This window comes from Bradyrhizobium septentrionale (genome assembly GCF_011516645.4).
In the GTDB taxonomy this organism is placed as follows: domain Bacteria; phylum Pseudomonadota; class Alphaproteobacteria; order Rhizobiales; family Xanthobacteraceae; genus Bradyrhizobium; species Bradyrhizobium septentrionale.
In genome coordinates this window covers 6,134,080-6,152,091 of record NZ_CP088285.1, presented here as the reverse complement: position 1 = coordinate 6,152,091, position 18,012 = coordinate 6,134,080, and the positions used below count along the sequence as shown (strand labels likewise).

The 18,012-nt window shown below is 64.4% G+C and carries 19 protein-coding genes; 14 read left to right on the top strand and 5 right to left on the bottom strand.

Annotation, left to right across the window (positions count from 1 at the left end; all coding sequences use genetic code 11):
• The first annotated feature begins 19 nt into the window (after positions 1-19).
• Together HAP48_RS31045 and HAP48_RS31040 are read left to right on the top strand one after the other, a co-directional pair.
• Positions 20-1,483, top strand: coding sequence for a UdgX family uracil-DNA binding protein (locus HAP48_RS31045; protein WP_166203727.1), 1,464 nt, complete (start codon positions 20-22; stop codon positions 1,481-1,483).
• A gap of 452 nt (positions 1,484-1,935) precedes the next feature.
• The gene (locus tag HAP48_RS31040) at positions 1,936-3,564 is read left to right on the top strand and encodes an inorganic phosphate transporter (RefSeq protein ID WP_166203726.1); all 1,629 of its coding nucleotides are present in this window, start codon (positions 1,936-1,938) and stop codon (positions 3,562-3,564) included.
• Positions 3,565-3,686: 122 nt separating this feature from the next.
• Here HAP48_RS31040 and HAP48_RS31035 read toward each other — a convergent pair whose 3' ends face one another.
• On the bottom strand, positions 3,687-4,592 hold the full coding sequence (locus HAP48_RS31035; RefSeq protein WP_166203725.1) for a LysR family transcriptional regulator: 906 nt from the start codon (positions 4,590-4,592) through the stop codon (positions 3,687-3,689).
• Positions 4,593-4,730: 138 nt separating this feature from the next.
• Here HAP48_RS31035 and HAP48_RS31030 point away from each other — a divergent pair, with 138 nt between their 5' ends.
• Positions 4,731-5,912, top strand: coding sequence for a cytochrome P450 (locus tag HAP48_RS31030; protein WP_166203724.1), 1,182 nt, complete (start codon positions 4,731-4,733; stop codon positions 5,910-5,912).
• Between the two features lie 50 nt (positions 5,913-5,962).
• Here HAP48_RS31030 and HAP48_RS31025 read toward each other — a convergent pair whose 3' ends face one another.
• Positions 5,963-6,592: a LysR family transcriptional regulator gene (locus tag HAP48_RS31025; protein WP_166215309.1), complete on the bottom strand. Its 630-nt coding sequence runs from the start codon at positions 6,590-6,592 to the stop codon at positions 5,963-5,965.
• A 130-nt stretch (positions 6,593-6,722) separates the two neighbouring features.
• Between HAP48_RS31025 and HAP48_RS31020 the strand changes: the two genes are divergently transcribed.
• From HAP48_RS31020 to HAP48_RS31010, 3 genes are read left to right on the top strand one after another with little or no spacing between them, the layout of a single operon-like run.
• Positions 6,723-7,592: a VOC family protein gene (locus HAP48_RS31020; RefSeq protein WP_166203723.1), complete on the top strand. Its 870-nt coding sequence runs from the start codon at positions 6,723-6,725 to the stop codon at positions 7,590-7,592.
• Positions 7,552-7,980, top strand: a complete 429-nt coding sequence (locus tag HAP48_RS31015; RefSeq protein ID WP_224496685.1) for a RidA family protein — start codon at positions 7,552-7,554, stop codon at positions 7,978-7,980. Before HAP48_RS31020 ends, HAP48_RS31015 begins: the two co-directional genes overlap by 41 nt.
• 42 nt (positions 7,981-8,022) lie before the next feature.
• Entirely contained in the window at positions 8,023-8,712 is a 690-nt protein-coding gene (locus HAP48_RS31010) for an L-2-amino-thiazoline-4-carboxylic acid hydrolase (protein WP_166203722.1), read from the top strand.
• Between the two features lie 57 nt (positions 8,713-8,769).
• On the opposite strand, the gene HAP48_RS31005 is transcribed toward HAP48_RS31010, so the two are convergent.
• Positions 8,770-9,942, bottom strand: a complete 1,173-nt coding sequence (locus HAP48_RS31005) for a M20 aminoacylase family protein (protein ID WP_166203721.1) — start codon at positions 9,940-9,942, stop codon at positions 8,770-8,772.
• Positions 9,943-10,205: 263 nt separating this feature from the next.
• Here HAP48_RS31005 and HAP48_RS31000 point away from each other — a divergent pair, with 263 nt between their 5' ends.
• The gene (locus HAP48_RS31000; protein ID WP_166203720.1) at positions 10,206-10,631 is read left to right on the top strand and encodes a hypothetical protein; all 426 of its coding nucleotides are present in this window, start codon (positions 10,206-10,208) and stop codon (positions 10,629-10,631) included.
• Between the two features lie 15 nt (positions 10,632-10,646).
• On the opposite strand, the gene HAP48_RS30995 is transcribed toward HAP48_RS31000, so the two are convergent.
• On the bottom strand, positions 10,647-11,270 hold the full coding sequence (locus tag HAP48_RS30995) for a pyridoxamine 5'-phosphate oxidase family protein (protein ID WP_166203719.1): 624 nt from the start codon (positions 11,268-11,270) through the stop codon (positions 10,647-10,649).
• Positions 11,271-11,625: 355 nt separating this feature from the next.
• Between HAP48_RS30995 and HAP48_RS30990 the strand changes: the two genes are divergently transcribed.
• The 3 genes from HAP48_RS30990 to HAP48_RS30980 all read left to right on the top strand — a co-directional run bounded on the left by HAP48_RS30990 (position 11,626) and on the right by HAP48_RS30980 (position 14,505).
• On the top strand, positions 11,626-13,257 hold the full coding sequence (locus tag HAP48_RS30990; RefSeq protein ID WP_166203718.1) for a GMC family oxidoreductase: 1,632 nt from the start codon (positions 11,626-11,628) through the stop codon (positions 13,255-13,257).
• Positions 13,258-13,264: 7 nt separating this feature from the next.
• Complete coding sequence (locus tag HAP48_RS30985; protein WP_166203717.1) at positions 13,265-14,167, top strand: alpha/beta fold hydrolase; 903 nt, start codon at positions 13,265-13,267, stop codon at positions 14,165-14,167.
• 71 nt (positions 14,168-14,238) lie between these two features.
• Positions 14,239-14,505 (top strand): hypothetical protein, encoded by a 267-nt coding sequence (locus tag HAP48_RS30980; protein WP_166203716.1) that lies wholly within the window; start codon positions 14,239-14,241, stop codon positions 14,503-14,505.
• Positions 14,506-14,601: 96 nt separating this feature from the next.
• Here HAP48_RS30980 and HAP48_RS30975 read toward each other — a convergent pair whose 3' ends face one another.
• The gene (locus HAP48_RS30975) at positions 14,602-15,009 is read right to left on the bottom strand and encodes a GFA family protein (protein WP_166203715.1); all 408 of its coding nucleotides are present in this window, start codon (positions 15,007-15,009) and stop codon (positions 14,602-14,604) included.
• 216 nt (positions 15,010-15,225) lie between these two features.
• On the opposite strand from HAP48_RS30975, the gene HAP48_RS30970 reads away from it, so the two are divergent.
• The 4 genes from HAP48_RS30970 to HAP48_RS30955 all read left to right on the top strand — a co-directional run bounded on the left by HAP48_RS30970 (position 15,226) and on the right by HAP48_RS30955 (position 17,940).
• Entirely contained in the window at positions 15,226-16,185 is a 960-nt protein-coding gene (locus tag HAP48_RS30970; protein ID WP_166203714.1) for a metallophosphoesterase family protein, read from the top strand.
• Positions 16,186-16,197: 12 nt separating this feature from the next.
• Entirely contained in the window at positions 16,198-16,521 is a 324-nt protein-coding gene (locus tag HAP48_RS30965; RefSeq protein WP_166203713.1) for a cupredoxin domain-containing protein, read from the top strand.
• 94 nt (positions 16,522-16,615) lie between these two features.
• Positions 16,616-17,173, top strand: coding sequence for a sigma-70 family RNA polymerase sigma factor (locus tag HAP48_RS30960; RefSeq protein ID WP_029082127.1), 558 nt, complete (start codon positions 16,616-16,618; stop codon positions 17,171-17,173).
• Complete coding sequence (locus HAP48_RS30955) at positions 17,170-17,940, top strand: anti-sigma factor family protein (protein WP_166203712.1); 771 nt, start codon at positions 17,170-17,172, stop codon at positions 17,938-17,940. The genes HAP48_RS30960 and HAP48_RS30955 overlap by 4 nt, the downstream gene beginning before the upstream one ends.
• The last annotated feature ends 72 nt before the right edge of the window (positions 17,941-18,012 follow it).

Sequence of the window (18,012 nt, the reverse complement as noted above, 5' to 3'; positions counted from 1 at the left end):
CGGGAAACGGAGCAATCGCATGCGTATCATCGTGCTCGACAACGACACCGATTTCGAAGGCTGGCGCAAGGCCGCGCGGCGATTGGCGCTGAATGATGTGAAGCCGTCGGATGTCACCTGGACGGTACGTAGCGACGACGAACTGTTGTCGGCATCCTGCGTGAATGAATTGCCTGATACGCCGCAGGCGCAGTTCAACGTCACAGCCAAATTCATCGAGCTGGCAAGGACCGCGATCCTGCATCGCAATGACGAGCGCTTCGCCCTGCTCTATCGCCTGCTGTGGCGACTGCGCAGCCATCACGATCTGCTCAGCGCGACCGATGATCCTGACGTCGCCGAGGCCCACGCGATGGCGCGCGCGGTCTATCGCGATATCGACAGGATGCACGCGCATCTGCGCTTCCGCGAGATCGGCCGCGAGCAGAAGGCACATTACGTCGCCTGGTTCGAGCCGGAGCATCGCATCGTCGAGCATGCCGCGCCGTTCTTCGCCGGCCGCTTCGCCGACATGCCGTGGTCGATCCTGACCCCCGACGCCTGCGCACATTGGGACGGGCACGCGATCTCGATCACGCCGGGCGTTGCCAAATCCGAGGTGCCGAGCGAGGACCGGCTCGAGGAGGCCTGGCGGCGTCATGACAACGGCCGCTTCAATCCGGCGCGGCTGAAAGTGATGGAGATGCCGCAAGCCTATTGGAGGAACCTGCCCGAGGACTCGATCATTAAACCTCTGATCGAAGACGCCATGCGCATGACCAGCGGCCCCTTCATCGCACGCAAGGCCGCCGAGCCGCAGCAGCGGCAGGATACGCCGATGCCCCGCAAGCAAGCTCGCGACATGCATACCCAGGACAAGCAAACTCACGACAAGCACACTCGTGACGCGATCGCGGCCTTGCGCGACGAGGCCGCCGCTTGCCGCGCCTGCCCGCTGTGGAAGGACGCGACGCAAACCGTGTTCGGCGAAGGGCCGCAAGGCGCGACGCTGATGCTGGTGGGCGAACAGCCCGGCGACAAGGAAGATCTCGCCGGCCATCCCTTCGTCGGTCCCGCCGGGCAGATGCTCGATCGCGCGCTCGAGGAAGCCGGCATCGCGCGCGCCAAGGTCTACATCACCAATGCGGTGAAACACTTCAAGTTCGTGCCGCGCGGCAAGATCCGCCTGCACCAGAAGCCGGGCACGCCGGAGATCCGCGCCTGCCGGCAGTGGTATGAGCGCGAGCTCGCCGCCATCAAGCCGGAGCTCGTGGTGGTGCTCGGCGCCACGGCCGCGCAGAGCGTGCTCGGCAAGATCACGCCGATCAACAGGAACCGCGGCCGTCTGATCGACCATGACGGAACCAGGGTGCTGGTCACCGTGCACCCGTCCTATCTGTTGCGGCTGCCCGACGAGAAAGCCAAGGCGCTGGAATATCAGCGCTTTATCGACGATCTGAAAATCGCGGCAGGTCAGCTGCGCAATTCAGCCCACGCGGCTTGAGTTCCGGGGGAACTGCAGGATCACACTTCAACGTGAAATTGTTCAAAACGCTGATAAATCCCTACAACCTTGAATTGATCCGTGATAGCCTCACGTGTCTACGGGCATCGGGCGTCATGTTCACGCCATGACGTACCCTGAGGCGGGCGCGCTGCGCGATTTGCTAGCCCCGATCGTGCGGCGCGCCACCTCATCCTCACTCCCGAAACAGCCGTCCTGGACCGACGATGCGCACGAATGATCGTGCGATATCCACCACCCGCGCCAGTCCCGTCGTGTCCGTATTCGCGGGACTGTTCGAACGATTTCAAGGAGAAGCACGAAGATTCTGCGCATGAAGCATGGCGCGGATTCAAGCACCTGCTTGCGCTGCGCAAAACAACGTTGAGCTTGTCATCTAACCTTCAACTCCATCAGTCAAAAATGGGCCTCAAACTACGAGGGGCGTCAGAATGACCGATATTACACTCAATTCATCGCTGGCCGATGGAGCGCCGATACAGCCGGCGTCGCGGCCCAATCTCGACAAGGGCTTTAACCCGCTCACGATGATCATCTTCTTCGGCATCCTTGCCGCGGGACTTTTGTACGTTGCCTACAGCATCTATTCGGACGTTGACGCCACCGGCACCAAGGTCACCTCCTACCTGCCCTACATGCTGCTGCTGGTCGCGCTGTTGATCGCGCTCGGCTTCGAGTTCGTGAACGGCTTCCACGACACCGCCAACGCGGTGGCCACCGTGATCTACACCCACTCGCTGCCGGCGGAAGCTGCGGTGATGTGGTCCGGCCTGTTCAACTTCCTCGGCGTCTTGACCTCGACGGGCGCGGTGGCGTTCGGCATCGTCTCGCTGCTGCCGGTGGAATTGATCCTGCAGGTTGGCTCCAGCGCCGGCTTTGCCATGGTGTTCGCGCTGTTGATCGCCGCGATCCTGTGGAATCTCGGCACCTGGTATTTCGGCCTGCCCGCCTCCTCCTCGCACACGCTGATCGGCTCAATCATCGGCGTCGGCGTCGCCAACGCGCTGTTGCGCGGCCGTGACGGCACCTCGGGCGTGGACTGGGGCAAGGCCACCGAGATCGGCTACGCGCTTCTGCTGTCGCCGCTGGTCGGCTTTATCTGCGCCGCCGGGCTGCTGCTGCTGCTGAAGGTGATCGTCAGGAACCCGGCGCTCTACGCCGCGCCGGAAGGCAACAAGGCGCCGCCGCTCTGGATCCGCGGCCTGCTGATCCTGACCTGCACCGGCGTCAGCTTCGCCCACGGCTCGAACGACGGCCAGAAGGGCATGGGCCTGATCATGCTGATCCTGATCGGCACCGTGCCGACCGCCTACGCGCTGAACCGCGCGCTGCCGGAGAGCCAGGTGGCCCAGTTCCAGAAGACCTCGGAGGCAGCCTCCAAGGTGGTCGCGGCCAAGGGCGCCGGCCACAGCATCATCGGCGATCCCCGCCCGGCGGTGACCCAATACGTCTCGTCGCACCACATCAGCGAAGGCACCTATCCCTCGCTGTCGGTGCTGGTGAAGGACGTCGGCGACCAGGTGCAGAAGTACGGTTCGCTGAACAAGGTGCCGGCGGAAGTCGTCGGCAACACCCGTAACGACATGTACCTGACCTCGGAGGCGATCCGCTTCCTGATGAAGGACAAGGAAAACGACCTCAGCAAGGAAGAGGTCGCGACCCTGAACGCCTACAAGGCCTCGCTCGACAGCGCCACCAAATTCATCCCAACCTGGGTGAAGGTTGCGGTCGCGATCGCGCTCGGCCTCGGCACCATGATCGGCTGGAAGCGCATCGTCGTCACGGTCGGCGAGAAGATCGGCAAGACCCATCTCACCTACGCACAGGGTGCATCGGCCGAACTCGTTGCCGCCGCCACCATCGGCGCCGCCGACATGTTCGGCCTGCCGGTCTCGACCACACACGTGCTGTCGTCAGGCGTCGCCGGCGCGATGGCGGCCAACGGCTCCGGCCTCCAGGTCGCCACCATCAGAAACATGGTGATGGCCTGGGTGCTGACGCTCCCCGCCGCGATCCTGCTGTCGGGCTGCCTCTACGTGATCTTCTCGCGGGTGTTCTGACCCGCGAGAGCCGCGGCGGCTCTCGCAAGACACGCAAGAAATACGCAAGGCCCGCGCCGCCAGCGCGGGCCTTGCTGCGTGATGGAGGACGTTTCGCGACGGCCGTCTTCAAAGTCTGCGGCTCAGGCGGCGTATGCCCTGGCCTCCTCGGCGAGCAGGCCGCGCGCCCATTTGTGCAGGCCGGATTTGGCCGTCCTGGCGCTCCAGTACATGTCGATCGAGATCGGCACGCGGAACGGCAGCGCAGCGACATGCAGGCCGCCGCGCATCGCCCGCGCCAGATGATGCGGGATCGTCGCGACCAGCCTGGTGCCCGCGATGATGCGCTCCAGGCTGTCGTGGTTAGGGAGGCTGACCACCGGCTCGATCTCGATCTGCTTCACCCTCAGCGCCTCGAGATAAAGCGGCTCCCACTCGCCGCTGTGGGTGATGAAGACATGCTCGGCCTTCGCATAGGCCGACAGCGCGATCCGGCCGCGCGCCAGCGGATTGGCCGGATCCATCACGCAGACATAGTGGTCGGTGAGGATGTGGCGTCTAAAGAAGTTGTCGCCGACGATGCCGACCGGACCGAGCACGATGTCGCATTGGTTCTGCTTGAGATGGACGTCGCCGTGGCCGGCGGCGTCGAGCAGGACAAGACGAACCAGCGGCGCGCCGGCCCGCAGCCGCGCAGTGAATCGCGGGATCAGGGTCTGACGTTCGTGGTAGTTGCAGGAGATCGTCACGCTGCCCTCGGCCGTCGCCGGATCGAATTCTGCCGGCGCGGCGAGCCCGTCGATCTCGCCGATCATGTCCCGCGCCCAGCCGACCAGCGCCGCACAGCGCTCGGTGGCGGTCACGCCGTTGCCGTTGCGGACGAACAGCGGGTCATGGAGCGCGCCGCGCAGCCGCTCGATCGCATAGCTGATCGTGGACTGGTTGACGTCGAGCCGCTTCGCTGCCGCGGAGAACGACTGCAAATCGTACACCAGCACCAGCGTCCGCAACGTCCCGATGTCGATCGGATCGATCGAATTGACCGCCACGCTGCACCTCCCGCATTGCTGGCGGCCCAGCCTATCACAAGGTCATGCAGGATTTCGATGGAGCAGATTGGCCCCATCGAATTGAGTGATTGCGCGCCCGGCGCTAGCTTTGGCGAAAAGACGCTCCCGGGAGGATCAATGACCAGCACCGTGCCTGTCGTCACCGACATCGCGTATCAGGACCTGCTCGACGACCCCTATCCGGTCTTCCGCCGCCTGCGCGAGATGGCGCCGGCGGTCTTCGTCGAATCCGCCCGCCTGACGCTGGTGACGCGCTTCGACGACATCACGCGGATCGAGCGCGATCCCGCGACCTACTCGGCCGACAATCCCGCCTCGCTGGTCAACAGAGTGATGGGGCCGACCTTCATGCGCAAGGACGGCGCGGAGCACGCGATCGGCCGCAAGGCGATCGAGCCCTCGTTTCGTCCTGCCACCATCAAGGAGCATTGGGCGCCCAAATTCACCGCGATCGCGCAAGAGCTGATCGATGATCTGTCCGCGACTGGCGAGGCCGATTTGTTCGCCGCGCTTGCCGCGCCGATGGCCTCGCTCAGCCTGATGGCGATGATCGGCTTTCGCGCGATGCCGTGGCAGACCCTGGCCGAGTGGTCGCAGGCGCTGATCGACGGCGCGGGCAATTACGCCGCCGATGCCGAGGTCGAGCGGAAGGCGATGCAGGCGAGCGCCGACGTCGATGCCGCAATTGAGGCGGTGCTCGATGATCACCGCAGCCACCCCAATCCCTCGATCCTGTCCTCGATGGTCAATGCCAACCCGCCGATGCCGATCGAGGGCATCCGCGCCAACATCAAGGTGATCATCGGCGGCGGACTGAACGAGCCGCGCGACGCGATCCTGACCCTTGTGCTCGGCCTGCTGGAAAATCCGGCACAGAAGGACAGCGTACTGGAGAAGCCGGAGCTATGGCCGTCCGCGCTCGAGGAGGCGGTGCGCTGGATCTCGCCGATCGGCATGTATCCGCGCCGCGTCACCCGCAGCGTCGATCTCTCCGGCATCACGCTGCCCGAGCGCCTTCAGATCGGCCTCTGCGTCGGCGCCGCGAACCGCGACGGCAGCCGCTTCGCCGATCCCGATCGTTTCGACGTGACACGGCCAAAGCAATCGCATCTGGCGTTCGGCGCCGGACCGCATTTCTGCGCCGGCACCTGGGTGTCGCGGCTCACCGTCGGCAAGATCGTGGCGCCGATGCTGTTCGAACGCCTGCGCAACCTGCGCCTCCGCGAGGAGGCGCCGCCGGTCGTGCGCGGCTGGGTGTTCCGCGGTCCGGTGTCGTTGCCGGTGCGGTGGGATTCGTGACGAACGCGTCTGCGCCAGCGTAGCGCTGCGACCGCGCTCTCGCGGTCGCCTCAACTCCCGATGATGCCGACCAGACGAGGGCGACGGTGGTTTGCGAGCGCCTTCTCGGCCGCCAGGGCGCGCAGCCATTCGCGGAAGCTGATGACCTCGGGACAGTCCGCTGTGCCTTCGGGCGCAATCAGCCAATCACCCAAACCGGATCCCTCATTGAGCCGGTCGCAGCGATAGCCCGGATGGTGGCCAAGACCGCGGGCTATCAGCAGGTCGACCTTGCCCTCGACCAACTCGTGCAAGCCGGCGGGCTGCAGCACCCGCAAGCCGATTTCCGCATGCGCGCTGCGAAACTCCGCCAATTCGAGGCGACGCAGGTCGAAGCTGCCATGGACCCCCAACTGCAGCAGCACCGCACCTGCCGGTTTCAATTGCGAGGTCGCTTCCGCAATGCGACGGAAACCATCGGATATCCCGGGCAGGTAGGCCTGGCCGGCCGCCGTCAGGATGAGCTGCTTATGCAGCCGCTCGAACAGGCGCACGCCGAGACGCACCTCCAGCGCTTTCACCTGCTGCCCCACGGCGGCGGGCGTCACATGCAACTCATGCGCGGCCAGCTTGAAGCTGAGATGCCGCGCGGCGGCTTCGAATGCGCGGAGCGCGTTGAGTGGTGGAAGGGCGTAGGTCATCGCGCGGCAGTTTGACATTGATGGGCCGTGGCCTTGCAATAGATTTTCTTGTGCTGGACCGAAGGAAACATGGTTTGCGCCGGCTTGGTGGCCGCAGCTACGGTTGGGTTGCAGCATTTGCGGAGATCCCATGCCTCACCGCCTCGATCATCTCGTTATCTGTGTTCACGATTTGGCGCAGGCCGCGCTGGACTGGCAGACGCTCGGCTTCAGCCTGACGCCAACCGGTGTCCATCCCTTCGGAACCAGCAACCGCCTGGCGATGTTTGGCAATAATTTTCTGGAATTGCTGGCCGTCACCAATGTCGCAGCGATACCGCCGGCCGAGAGCGGCCACTTCAACTTTGCCGCACATCAGCGGGATTTTCTCAGGAACGCTGAAGGGATGTCGATGCTGGCCTTGCACAGCACCGACGCGCACGCCGACGCAGCACGCTTCCGCGCGATGCGCATCGGCGCTTATGCACCATTCGATTTCGGCCGCGACGCGGTGCTGCCGGGCGGCGGCACTGCCCGTGTCGCATTCTCACTGGCCTTTGCCACCGATGCTGCGATGCCAGGAATCGCGTTCTTCACCTGCCAGCAACGCCATCCGCCGGAACTGTTCTGGAAGGCGGAATACCAGCACCATTCCAACGGCGCCCTGCGCGTGACCGAGGTCGTCATCTCGGCGCCGGAGCCTGAGCAACATCGCGCGTTCCTCGAACGCCTGACGGAGAGTGCGGCCGGGCACGCGCCCGGACAACTGACGGTCGGTGAGAGGGGCAATCGGATCACCGTGCTCGGTCCGCCCGAGCTCGCGCGCCGGCTACCTGGTGTCGCCACCGATGGCTCGCCACGCTTTTGCGCGGCGCGCCTGGCGGTCACCGATCTGGATGCGACCAGGCGGGTCTTGAAGAATAACGGCGTCGCGTTCCAGCTGATCGACAATGCGTTACTGATCGCGCCCGCCGCGTCGCATGGCCTGGCTCTGGAATTCGTTGAACAGGAGGAAATCTGACATGGCTCATATCGTCCGTCATAATCCCGCTGCCGTCCACGCCCCCTCCAGCGGCTACAGCATGGGGCTGGAAATTGGCCAGCATCGGCGGCTGCTGTTCATCAGCGGCCAGGTGCCGGAGAATTCCGACGGCAGCGTGCCCGAAGGGTTCGATGCGCAATGCGAGCAGTCCTGGCGCAATGTCATCGAAGTGCTCACCTCCGCCGGCCTCGGCGTCGAGCATTTGGTCAAGATCAACACGTTCCTGACTGACAAGAGCCAGCTGGCCCCCAACCGCGCCATTCGCCGCAAGATGCTCGATGGAAACGAACCCGCATCGACGGTCATGATTGCCGAAACCGTCGAAAGCAAATGGTTGCTGGAGATCGAAGCGATCGCTGCCGAGTGAAGCGCGGCTGCCGCACCAGGGTTTGATGAGAGAGGATGTCCAATGGCTGAGATCATCCATCCGTTTTACGAGTCGCATCGCGGTGCAATGGAGGCCGCCATGCGCCATCGCCTCGACCTTGCGGAGGGGATGTTGCGCGAGCGCGCGCATCTATCCGAAATTGCCGGGATCAGGCAGGAGGTGATGGACGAATTCGAAATCGTGCTCACCCAAATGCCCTATGTCGGAGGCGCGGCAAGTCGCATGAGCGATTTCTTCATGCGTTTGATGGGCTTCATGGCGATCAGCCGCGTGCTCCGGCGACACGGCGTGTCGCTGTCGGTGATCGGCGAAATCGAGCGAGAAACCTACAAGGCGCAATTGCTCACGGTGCCCGAAGCGGAACGTCTCGCCTCGGGGCGTCAATTCATGTCGTCAGAGAATCGGGCTTTGCTGCGCGCGCAGGCGACACAAAGCGCTACAAAAAGCCATCAGAAGGTATTTCCGGAAGATTTCGTCTACGATTTCGTCGAGCCGGGCCCGGGTGACAACTTCGAATTCGGCATCGACTACAAGGCTTGCGGCTTCTGCAAATTCGCGGCTCGCCATGGCGACAAAGACATCTTGCCGAACATTTGCGGGCTTGACTTCGACGCCTATGCAACCCGAGGCATCCACCTACAGAGGACCCAAACCTTGGCTGGCGGCGCGAGCCACTGCAATTTCCGATTCTCGCGGCTCCCGTCGGACTAGAACGACGCGCATGTGCGCTTCGGCTCATGCGCGTCGCTTCTGGCGGCAGTTTCCGGATCACGCCGCCAGCGCGTTCTCCACGATCTTCACGAAATACGAGGTGCCATAGACGATCGCCTCGTCGTTGAAATTGTAGGCGGGGTGATGCAGCCCGGCGCTGTCGCCGTTGCCGCAGAAGATGAAGGCGCCGGGCCGCGCCTCCAGCATGTAGGAAAAATCTTCGGCGCCCATCAACGGCGGCATCTCGTGCACATTGGCCTCGCCCGCGACCTCGCGCGCGACGCGGGTGGCAAATTCGGTCTGCGGCCCGTGATTGACGGTGACGGGATAGCCGCGCTCGTAATTGAGATCGATTTTGGCGCCGGTCATTTTGGCGACGCCATCCACGACTTCACGCACGCGCTTCTCGACGAGCTGGCGGACCTCATTGGTCAGCGTGCGCACGGTGCCGCGCAATTCCGCAGTCTGCGGGATCACATTGTGGGCGTTGCCGGCGTGGAATTCGCATATCGAGATGACAGCGGAATCCAGCGGATCGACGGTGCGCGAGACGATCTGCTGCAGCGCCGTGATCAGCTGCGCACCGACCAGCACGGTATCGATGCATTTGTGCGGCCGGGCGGCATGTCCGCCAAGGCCCTCGATCTTGATGTCGATCGCGTTGGTTGCGGCCATGATCGGGCCGGAGCGGATCGCGAACGAGCCGATCGGAATCCCCGGGCCATTGTGCATGCCGTAGACCTGCTCGACCCCGAAGCGATCCATCAGGCCGTCCTTGATCATCGCGGCGGCTCCCGCGCCGCCCTCCTCGGCCGGCTGGAAGATCACCACAGCATCGCCGGCGAAATTGCGCGTCTCGGCGAGATAGCGCGCCGCGCCTAGCAGCATCGCGGTGTGGCCGTCATGGCCGCAGGCGTGCATCTTGCCCGGCGTCTTCGAGGCGTAAGGCAGGTTGGTCTGTTCATGGATCGGCAGCGCGTCCATGTCGGCGCGCAAGCCGATCACCTTGACGTCGCCCTTGGCCGGCCCCTTCTTGCCCTTGATGACCCCGACCACGCCGGTCTTGCCGAGGCCGGTGGCGACCTCGTCGCAGCCGAACTCCCTGAGACGGTCGGCCACGAATGATGCAGTGCGATGTACATCATAGAGCAGCTCGGGGTTTTCATGGATGTTGCGACGCCAGGCCTGGATATCGGGTTGCAGATCGGCGACGCGGTTGACGATGGGCATGAGAATTCTGGCCTCGAAGGTTGCACGACTTGTGCCTGTTTAGCATGCAAGAGCCGGTCCACCCAACAGATGTGGCATGCCTGCAGCTGGGGCCTGCATTCGCAAACGGGAGGCAGAATGCTTCTCGCGGCACTTTGCGCGGACGTCAGGCCTGATACGATCGCATCCGACCAAAGCCTAATAGTGCCGGAGAAATCTCGCGCGGATACTACCTCAGGTTTCCGCATCGAGAATCCTCAGGCCTTCAAAAAAGGGGCGGCTGCATGACGCCGGATCAGGCGGTCTTGTTCTCCACCATCATCCTGCTGGTGCCGATGGGCTATTTCCTGCTGGCGGCGCCGGCGTTCCTGCTTGTGAAGCTCGACGTCCCACCCGTGACCCGCCTGCTGCGCGGCATGTTCAATGCCTACTTCCTCGTGCTCACGGTCTCGGGTGTGATCGGGACACTGGCCTTTGCTGCGGCTGGCCGGCCGGCCGTCGCGCTTGGCATCGCGTTGATCGCGGGGTTTGCGGTGCTGGCGCGCCGCTGGTTTCTGCAGCGGCTCGATGCCGAGGCGAACGCGCGGGACTCAGGTGATCCCACCGCGGTGCGGCGGCTGCGCCGGCTGCATTGGGGCGGCATGCTGTGCAATGCGGTCCAGGTGTTCGCACTGGTCGCCAGCATCCCCTACATGGCGCCGCTGCCCTGATCGCGGGTTACTCCCCTATTCACGTTTCCGATGCGGATCGTATTTCGATAGGACGTCTTTGAGGTAATCCCGGCTTTTCCATTCCGGCGCAGGTGGCTCGTACCCAGGCCGAGGAACGAACAGATTCGCCGGCACATCCGCGGAAGCGCCCATCAGGTCCGGAACGTAGCGCGGGCAATTTGGAAAGATTTCGCATGTGACGCGCACGACAACCTTCGCGCCATGATGCCCGGCAAGCGCTTCAGCGCTGTCGTGGATCGTTGCCTTGCCCCGGACGCGCGTACGAAACGTCTTGCCGTCGAGGCGTACAAACAGCAAGCCGATGTTCGGGTTGCGGTGGATATTGCCGAGCGTGCGGTACATGTTGTTGCCGTCGTACTCAGGGAACTCAAGCGTGTCGGGCCCAGTGATCTTCACGAAGCCGGGATCGCCGGAACGCATCGAACAATCGACGTTATCCTGATAGCTCGTCGCAATGAAAAAGAACCGCGCCTCTTCGATGAGCTTGCGGTCCTGTTCCCAGAATTCGAAGTGGAGGCGATGCTTCTCGAGGCCGTCGGCGACGCGACGACCGTCGAAGCGGTCCTGCAACTCACGCATTCCGTCGTGGTAGAAAGGGGTGCGGACCGGGTCAGCCACAGTAATCCTCCAGCAAGTTGAGCAACGTTTGACGCGGCCGGAATATTTCCGGGCAATGTAGCCGGCCAATAAAGAAAGCCTATTCATTCGGCATGGGCGTGAAAAGCCATCCAGGTCCGAATCGGCTGAAAAGGCGGAGCATCTACGCACCGCTCGCGCTCGTCGGCGCGCTGCTCGCGATCGGTATGCTGAACCTCATCCTCTGTGTGCCGCGGCCCGGCCCCGAGGTCACACTCGCCGAACCCAGCCGTCCCTGATCATCCAGCGCAAGCCCCGCGTCCTCCGCCGGGCTTGTCTCGACCGGCTGCGTCTGACTAATAGGGACCAACAATAGACGCTTGCCGGGAACGAGGACATGCCGCGAAGGCTCGAGGGTGACTACGATTACATTATCGTCGGCGCAGGCACGGCGGGCTGCATCATGGCCAACCGCCTGTCGGCCGATCCGAAGAAGCGCGTGCTGCTGCTGGAAGCCGGTGGCAAGGACAACTGGATATGGTTTCACATCCCGGTCGGCTATCTCTTCGCGATCGGCAATCCGCGCTCGGACTGGATGTTCAAGACCGAGGCCGAGCCGGGCCTCAACGGCCGCGCGCTCGCCTATCCGCGCGGCAAGGTGATCGGCGGGTCCTCGGCGATCAACGCCATGATCTCGATGCGCGGCCAGGCCGCGGATTACGATCATTGGCGGCAGCTCGGCCTCACCGGGTGGAGCTACAGCGACGTGCTGCCGGCGTTCAAGCGGCTGGAGGATCACTTCCTCGGGGAAAGCGAGCATCACGGTGTCGGCGGCGGCTGGCGCATCGAGGCGCCGCGGCTGTCATGGCAGATCCTCGACGCGGTCGGCGATGCCGCGGAAGAGATGGGAATCAAGCGCATTCCCGATTTCAACACCGGCGACAATGAGGGCACCAGCTATTTCCACGTCAACCAGAAGCGCGGCCGGCGCTGGTCGTCGGCACGCGGCTTCCTCAAGCCGGTGCTGAACCGCAGCAATCTGCGGCTCGAGACCAACGTGCTGGTCGACCGCCTGATCATCGAGAGCGGCCGCGCCGCCGGCGTGCTGTTCCGCCAGGGAAATGAGCAAGGCAATGAGACCGTGGAAGCGCGCGCCAAGGGCGAAGTGATTCTTTGCGCCGGCTCGATCGGCACCACGCAGGTGCTGCAACGCTCCGGCATCGGCCCGGCCGAATGGCTGTCGCCGCTCGGCGTCGACATCGTGGCTGACGTGCAGGGCATCGGCCATAATCTGCAGGACCATCTGCAGCAGCGCGCGATCTACAAGGTGTCGGGCGTGCGCACGTTGAACGAGACCTATTACAACCTGGTCCGCCGCGGCCTGATGGGCCTCGACTATGCGTTCCGCCGCCGCGGGCCGCTGACCATGGCGCCGTCGCAGCTCGGCATCTTCACCCGCTCGGACGCGACGCGCTCGCGCGCCAACATCCAGTTCCACGTGCAGCCGCTGTCGCTCGACAAGTTCGGCGATCCGCTGCACCGCTTCCCGGCGATCACGGTGAGCGCCTGCAATCTGCAGCCGACCTCGCGCGGCACCGTGCGCATCAAATCGACCGCGCCCGACGACAAGCCGTCGATCGCGCCGAACTATCTGTCGACCGAAGATGACCGCCAGGTCGCAGCCGACGCGATCCGCACCACACGCAAATTGATGAAGCAGACGGCGCTGGCGAAATATCACCCCGAGGAATTCCTGCCCGGCCCCGCGGTCGGCGACGACGACGCGTCGCTCGCCAAGGCCGCCGGCGATATCGGCACCACGATCTTCCACCCCGTCGGCACCGCGAAGATGGGAATGGCCAACGATCCGATGGCCGTCGTCGACGAGCGGCTGCGCTTCTACGGCCTGCACGGCCTGCGCATCGCGGATGCCTCCGTGATGCCGACCATAACCTCGGGAAACACCAACACGCCGACCGCGATGATCGCCGAGCAGGCCGCGGCGATGATTTTGCAGGATGCGCGATAGGGCGACGATGACGCAGCCGCAGCGCTTTCTGGTCGGCGATGCCGATGCGCCGATCGCGGTAGTGCGATGGGGCGAGCCGGTTTCCGGCAAGCCGCCCGCGCTGCTGCTGCACGGCACCGGCTTTGTCGCCGAGGTCTGGACCGAAGTGGCCGAGGCGCTGGCCGCCGACCACACCGTCTATGCGCTCGACCGTCGCGGCCATGGCCTAAGCCACAAGCCGGCGGCCGATTGCTACCACTTCCAGGATTTCGCCGAAGACCTCTGCATGGTGGTCGAGCGCCTCGACCTGCATGACATCTACGGCATCGGCCACAGCGCCGGCGCGACCGACCTGCTGCTTGCCACGAAGCTGATGCCGGACCGCTTCGCACGGCTGTTCGTGACGGAGCCGACCGTGATGGACCCGCACGCGCCGCGGACCGGTGGCTTGAGCGAGATGTCGAGCGCGTCCGTGCAGGGCGCGCTGCGCCGCCGGGCCGAGTTCGACAGCGCCGATGCGCTGTTCCAGCGGCTGCGCACCGCGCCCGCGTTCGCGCCATGGACCGAGCGATCGCTTTGGGCCTATGTCCATCACGGGTTTGCAATACTCGACGACGGCCGCGTGCGGCTGCGCTGCACGCCCGAGATCGAGTCCGCGCTGCTGCTGCCGATCGTCCAGGCGATGGAACAGATCTACACCGGCGATGCCCGCGGCAATCCATTCCCGTGGCTCTCCGAGATCACCTGCCCGGTCTGCATCGCCACCACCGAGCAGTCAGGATCGGTCTATAAGTTGATGGCCGACCGCGCCGCGGCGCTGATCCCGCACGCGAGCCGCTGGACGTTCGACGGCGTCGGGCATTGCGTCGCGCAGGAAGCGCCGGAGTTGAAGGTTGCGGCGGTCAGGACGTTTGCAAGACGCGCGGACTAGGTCAAAAAGAAAAGCGCCGTCCCCTGGCGGGGACGGCGGAAGCCACGCACGCAGTACTGGAATGATTGTTAGTGCTTGCCGTGGTGCTCGGCGTGATGCCGGCTCGCCTCGGTGTGGTGATGCTGGGCATGGCTGGCGTGACCGTGGGCGGTGTGGGCGTGATGCGCCGCCTTGTGATGGTCGCCGGCTTCGTGGTGCTTGGCGGCTTCGCGGTGATGACGTGCCGCGTGCTCGTGATGCTCAGCTGCCTTGTGGTGATGCTCAACGCCTGCGTGGTCGCTCATGGTGATCTCCCGGTGTGGCGAATGAAGTCCGCCATTCTTATGCAGGAGCGCTGACATTATGCTGACGGCTGCAAGACAGCTTTGTTGCGGCTGTTCATCTATGTTGCGCAACGTTTCCATGTTGCGACGCGCATCATCGCCGGTCGCCGGTCATGCCGGCGGCGGAAAACGGTCGAAGGTCGGCAGCTCATGCGCATTTTCCATCCAGCGCAGCCGCTCGGCGACCTGGATATGCACGACGGCCGGCACCGCGCCGGGGTCGTCATAGGTGCCGCTCTGAATGTCGATGAACCCGGGCAACAGATTGCCATTGGTGTAGAAAAGCCCGGTGCCGCAATCCGCGCAGAAGTGCCGCCGGCCGTGCTCCGAGGACCGGTAGATCCTGGGCTGCCCCTTGGTCAGCTTGACCATGTCCTCGGCGACCATCACCCAACCGACCATCGGCGCGCCGGCATGGCGCCGGCAATCGCTGCAATGACACAGCGCATGGACGATCGGTTCCCCGATCACCTCATAACGAATCGCGCCGCAGTGACAGCCGCCGGTTACGTCGCCCATGATTTCCTCCGGCCGATCAGTGGTTTGATGGGTCGATAACGCCGCAAGCCGTTGAGCGGCAATGACGCATCTTGCCCTTGCGTCCACCTGTCGCGCGGGCCCTCACGAAATCGTCATCGCGTCCCGACGCACCGCCGCAGCCCCGGGAATAAAGCCCCGGCACCGCTGATCACCTACCCGGAAACCCAATCCCTGGGGCCCACGGGAGACAATGTCATGAGCGGACACGATCACGATCACGATCACCACGATGAGGAAAAGGGCGTCAGCCGACGCAAGGTGCTGGAATGCATGACCTGGGCCGGCACCGGCGTGCTGTGGACTGTCACCGGCGGCGTGCCGCATTCGCTCGGCATCGTCGGCTCGGCACAGGCCGCGGAGGCTGCGACCGGCATGACCTTCATGCAGATCAGCGACAGCCATGTCGGCTTCGACAAGCCGGCCAACCCGAACGCGATCGGCACCTTGGAAGAGGCCATCAACAAGGTCCGCGCGATGCCGGTCAAGCCGTCCTTCATGATCCACACCGGCGACATCACGCATCTGTCGAAGGCGTCCGAATTCGATGACGCCGATCGCATCATCTCGCAGGCCAAGCTCGACGTGCATTACGTGCCGGGCGAGCACGACTTCATCGACGAGGAGATCAAGCTCTACAAGGAGCGCTACGGCCGCGGCACCAAGGGTCCGGGCTACTATTCGTTCGACGCCGGCGGCGTGCATTTCATCGGCCTCGTCAACGTCGTCGACCTCAAGGGCGGCGGCCTCGGCAATCTCGGCAACGAGCAGCTGGAATGGCTGGAGAACGACCTCAAGGGCCGCTCGAAGTCGACGCCGATCGTGCTGTTCGCCCACATCCCGCTGTGGACGGTCTATCCGCAATGGGGCTGGGGCACCGAGGATGGCGCCCGCGCGCTCGAATACGTCAAGGGCTTCGGCTCGGTCACCGTGCTCAACGGCCACATCCACCAGGTGATGCAGAAGGTCGAGGGCAACGTCACCTTCCACACCGCGCGTTCGACCGCCTTCCCGCAGCCGGCGCCCGGTTCCGCGCCCTCGCCCGGCCCGATGAAGGTCGAGGATGCCAAGCTGCGCAGCATGCTCGGTGTCGCCAGCATCAACTTCAAGCAGAACAGCCAGCCGCTGGCGATCATCGACACGCCGCTGCAGGGTTGAGGGAAGAGAGCGATGAGTTCGATCAATCGACGCGACTTCGGTATAGCCGTGGTCGCGACCATGCTGCTGCCGGTCACGGCGGCCCGCGCCGAAGACACCGCGGTCCATATCGACAACTTTTCGTTCACGCCGAACCCGCTCGACGTGAAGGTCGGCACCACCGTGACCTGGACCAACCGCGACGACATCCCGCACACCGTGGTGTGTGCGGGCAAATTCCGCTCCAAGACCATGGATACCGACGGCACCTTCTCGTTCACCTTCACGGAAGCCGGCGAGTACAAGTATTTCTGTTCGCTGCATCCGCACATGACAGGCAGTATCAAGGTTGGGTAACGTGACCACCCATACAATCACAGCCATGCCTGGCCGGTGGCCCTCCGCCCCCGGCCGGGCGCAAGCCGTCTCTCGACCAGCCGGACAGGACACGATGGTTGTCAAAGCGTCGCAAGACGATCCCGAGAAGGCGCGGCGCTTCCGCGAGGCAGCGCTGCCGTATCTCGACGACGCCTACACGCTGGCGCGCTACCTGCTGCGCGATGCCGCCGACGCCGAGGATGCGGTGCAGGAATGCTATCTGCGCGCCTACAAGCATTTCGACAGCTACCGGGGACCTGCCATGAAGCCGTGGCTGTTCGCGATCCTGCGCAATGTCTGCCGCGCCGAATATGCACGGCGCAAGACCGCCCCCACCGCGGTCGAGGAGCTGCCCGAAGGCGGCGAGCAGACCCCGCTGTGGAACGAAGCCCCGGAGACGCCGGAAAAGCAGCTGCTGCGCCGTTTCGACGGCGACACCGTGCGCAAGCTGGTCGCGGCGCTCGCCGAGCCGTTCCGCGAGACCTTCGTGCTCAGGGAAATCCAGAATCTTTCATACCGCGAGATCGCCGATGTCGCCGCGGTGCCGGTCGGCACCGTGATGTCGCGCCTCGCGCGCGCCCGCGCCATGCTGCGATCGGCCTGGCTTGCGGAACAGGAGCAAGTGAAATGACCTGCGAGGAAGCCGAAGTGCTGGTCCACGCGCTGATCGACGGCGAACTCGACGCCGGCCATGCACGCGAAGTGGAAGCCCATATCGAGGGTTGCGCGCATTGCGCCGCCCTGATGAAGGAGTATCAGGAGATTCGCCAGGCGATCGCCGAGAGCGACGTGCGCTACAAGGCGCCGCTCGAGCTGCGCCGCAAGATCGAGAAGGCATTGCCGCTGCCGCAGGTGCAGGCGGCGCCGAGCCGGCGCTCGGTGCTGCGCGGCTTCGCGCTCGGCTCCGCGGTATCGGCGATGGCCGCGACCGGCCTTGTCGCGGTCGTGCTGCGCAATGACGACGAGCAGCGCATCGAGAGCGAGGTGGTGTCGGCGCATCTGCGCTCGCTGCAGGCCGGCCACCTCACCGACGTGATCTCGACCGATCAGCACACGGTCAAGCCCTGGTTCAACGGCAAGCTCGATGTCTCGCCACCAGTGATCGACCTCACCGCGCAGGGCTTCACCCTGATCGGCGGCCGGCTCGACTACGTCAACACCCGCGAGATCGGCGCCGTGGTCTACAAGCGGCGCCAGCACGTCATCAACCTGTTCGTGGCGCAGACGGCGAACACCGAGCGGCACCCGGCGAAGATCTCGACCTTGCAAGGCTTCAACATCCGCCGCTGGAGCGACCGCGGCCTGAACTACTGGGCGGTCAGCGACCTCGGCGCCGACGAGCTGACCGAATTCGGCGACAAGTTCGAGAGCGCGATGCGCGCGAACAAGGAGGGATGAATTCGATCTGTAGCCCGGATGGAGCGCAGCGCAATCCGGGAACGGTCTTACCGCTGTGAGAACCCCGGATTT

What these genes read in the sequence shown, in the direction of transcription:
- HAP48_RS31045 (WP_166203727.1), top strand. Translation starts at nt 20, where the DNA reads ATGCGTATCATCGTGCTCGACAACGACACCGATTTCGAAGGCTGGCGC.
- HAP48_RS31040 (WP_166203726.1), top strand. Translation starts at nt 1,936, where the DNA reads ATGACCGATATTACACTCAATTCATCGCTGGCCGATGGAGCGCCGATA.
- HAP48_RS31030 (WP_166203724.1), top strand. Translation starts at nt 4,731, where the DNA reads ATGACCAGCACCGTGCCTGTCGTCACCGACATCGCGTATCAGGACCTG.
- HAP48_RS31025 (WP_166215309.1), bottom strand. Translation starts at nt 6,592, where the DNA reads ATGACCTACGCCCTTCCACCACTCAACGCGCTCCGCGCATTCGAAGCC.
- HAP48_RS31020 (WP_166203723.1), top strand. Translation starts at nt 6,723, where the DNA reads ATGCCTCACCGCCTCGATCATCTCGTTATCTGTGTTCACGATTTGGCG.
- HAP48_RS31015 (WP_224496685.1), top strand. Translation starts at nt 7,552, where the DNA reads ATGGCCTGGCTCTGGAATTCGTTGAACAGGAGGAAATCTGACATGGCT.
- HAP48_RS31010 (WP_166203722.1), top strand. Translation starts at nt 8,023, where the DNA reads ATGGCTGAGATCATCCATCCGTTTTACGAGTCGCATCGCGGTGCAATG.
- HAP48_RS31005 (WP_166203721.1), bottom strand. Translation starts at nt 9,942, where the DNA reads ATGCCCATCGTCAACCGCGTCGCCGATCTGCAACCCGATATCCAGGCC.
- HAP48_RS31000 (WP_166203720.1), top strand. Translation starts at nt 10,206, where the DNA reads ATGACGCCGGATCAGGCGGTCTTGTTCTCCACCATCATCCTGCTGGTG.
- HAP48_RS30990 (WP_166203718.1), top strand. Translation starts at nt 11,626, where the DNA reads ATGCCGCGAAGGCTCGAGGGTGACTACGATTACATTATCGTCGGCGCA.
- HAP48_RS30985 (WP_166203717.1), top strand. Translation starts at nt 13,265, where the DNA reads ATGACGCAGCCGCAGCGCTTTCTGGTCGGCGATGCCGATGCGCCGATC.
- HAP48_RS30975 (WP_166203715.1), bottom strand. Translation starts at nt 15,009, where the DNA reads ATGGGCGACGTAACCGGCGGCTGTCACTGCGGCGCGATTCGTTATGAG.
- HAP48_RS30970 (WP_166203714.1), top strand. Translation starts at nt 15,226, where the DNA reads ATGAGCGGACACGATCACGATCACGATCACCACGATGAGGAAAAGGGC.
- HAP48_RS30965 (WP_166203713.1), top strand. Translation starts at nt 16,198, where the DNA reads ATGAGTTCGATCAATCGACGCGACTTCGGTATAGCCGTGGTCGCGACC.
- HAP48_RS30960 (WP_029082127.1), top strand. Translation starts at nt 16,616, where the DNA reads ATGGTTGTCAAAGCGTCGCAAGACGATCCCGAGAAGGCGCGGCGCTTC.
- HAP48_RS30955 (WP_166203712.1), top strand. Translation starts at nt 17,170, where the DNA reads ATGACCTGCGAGGAAGCCGAAGTGCTGGTCCACGCGCTGATCGACGGC.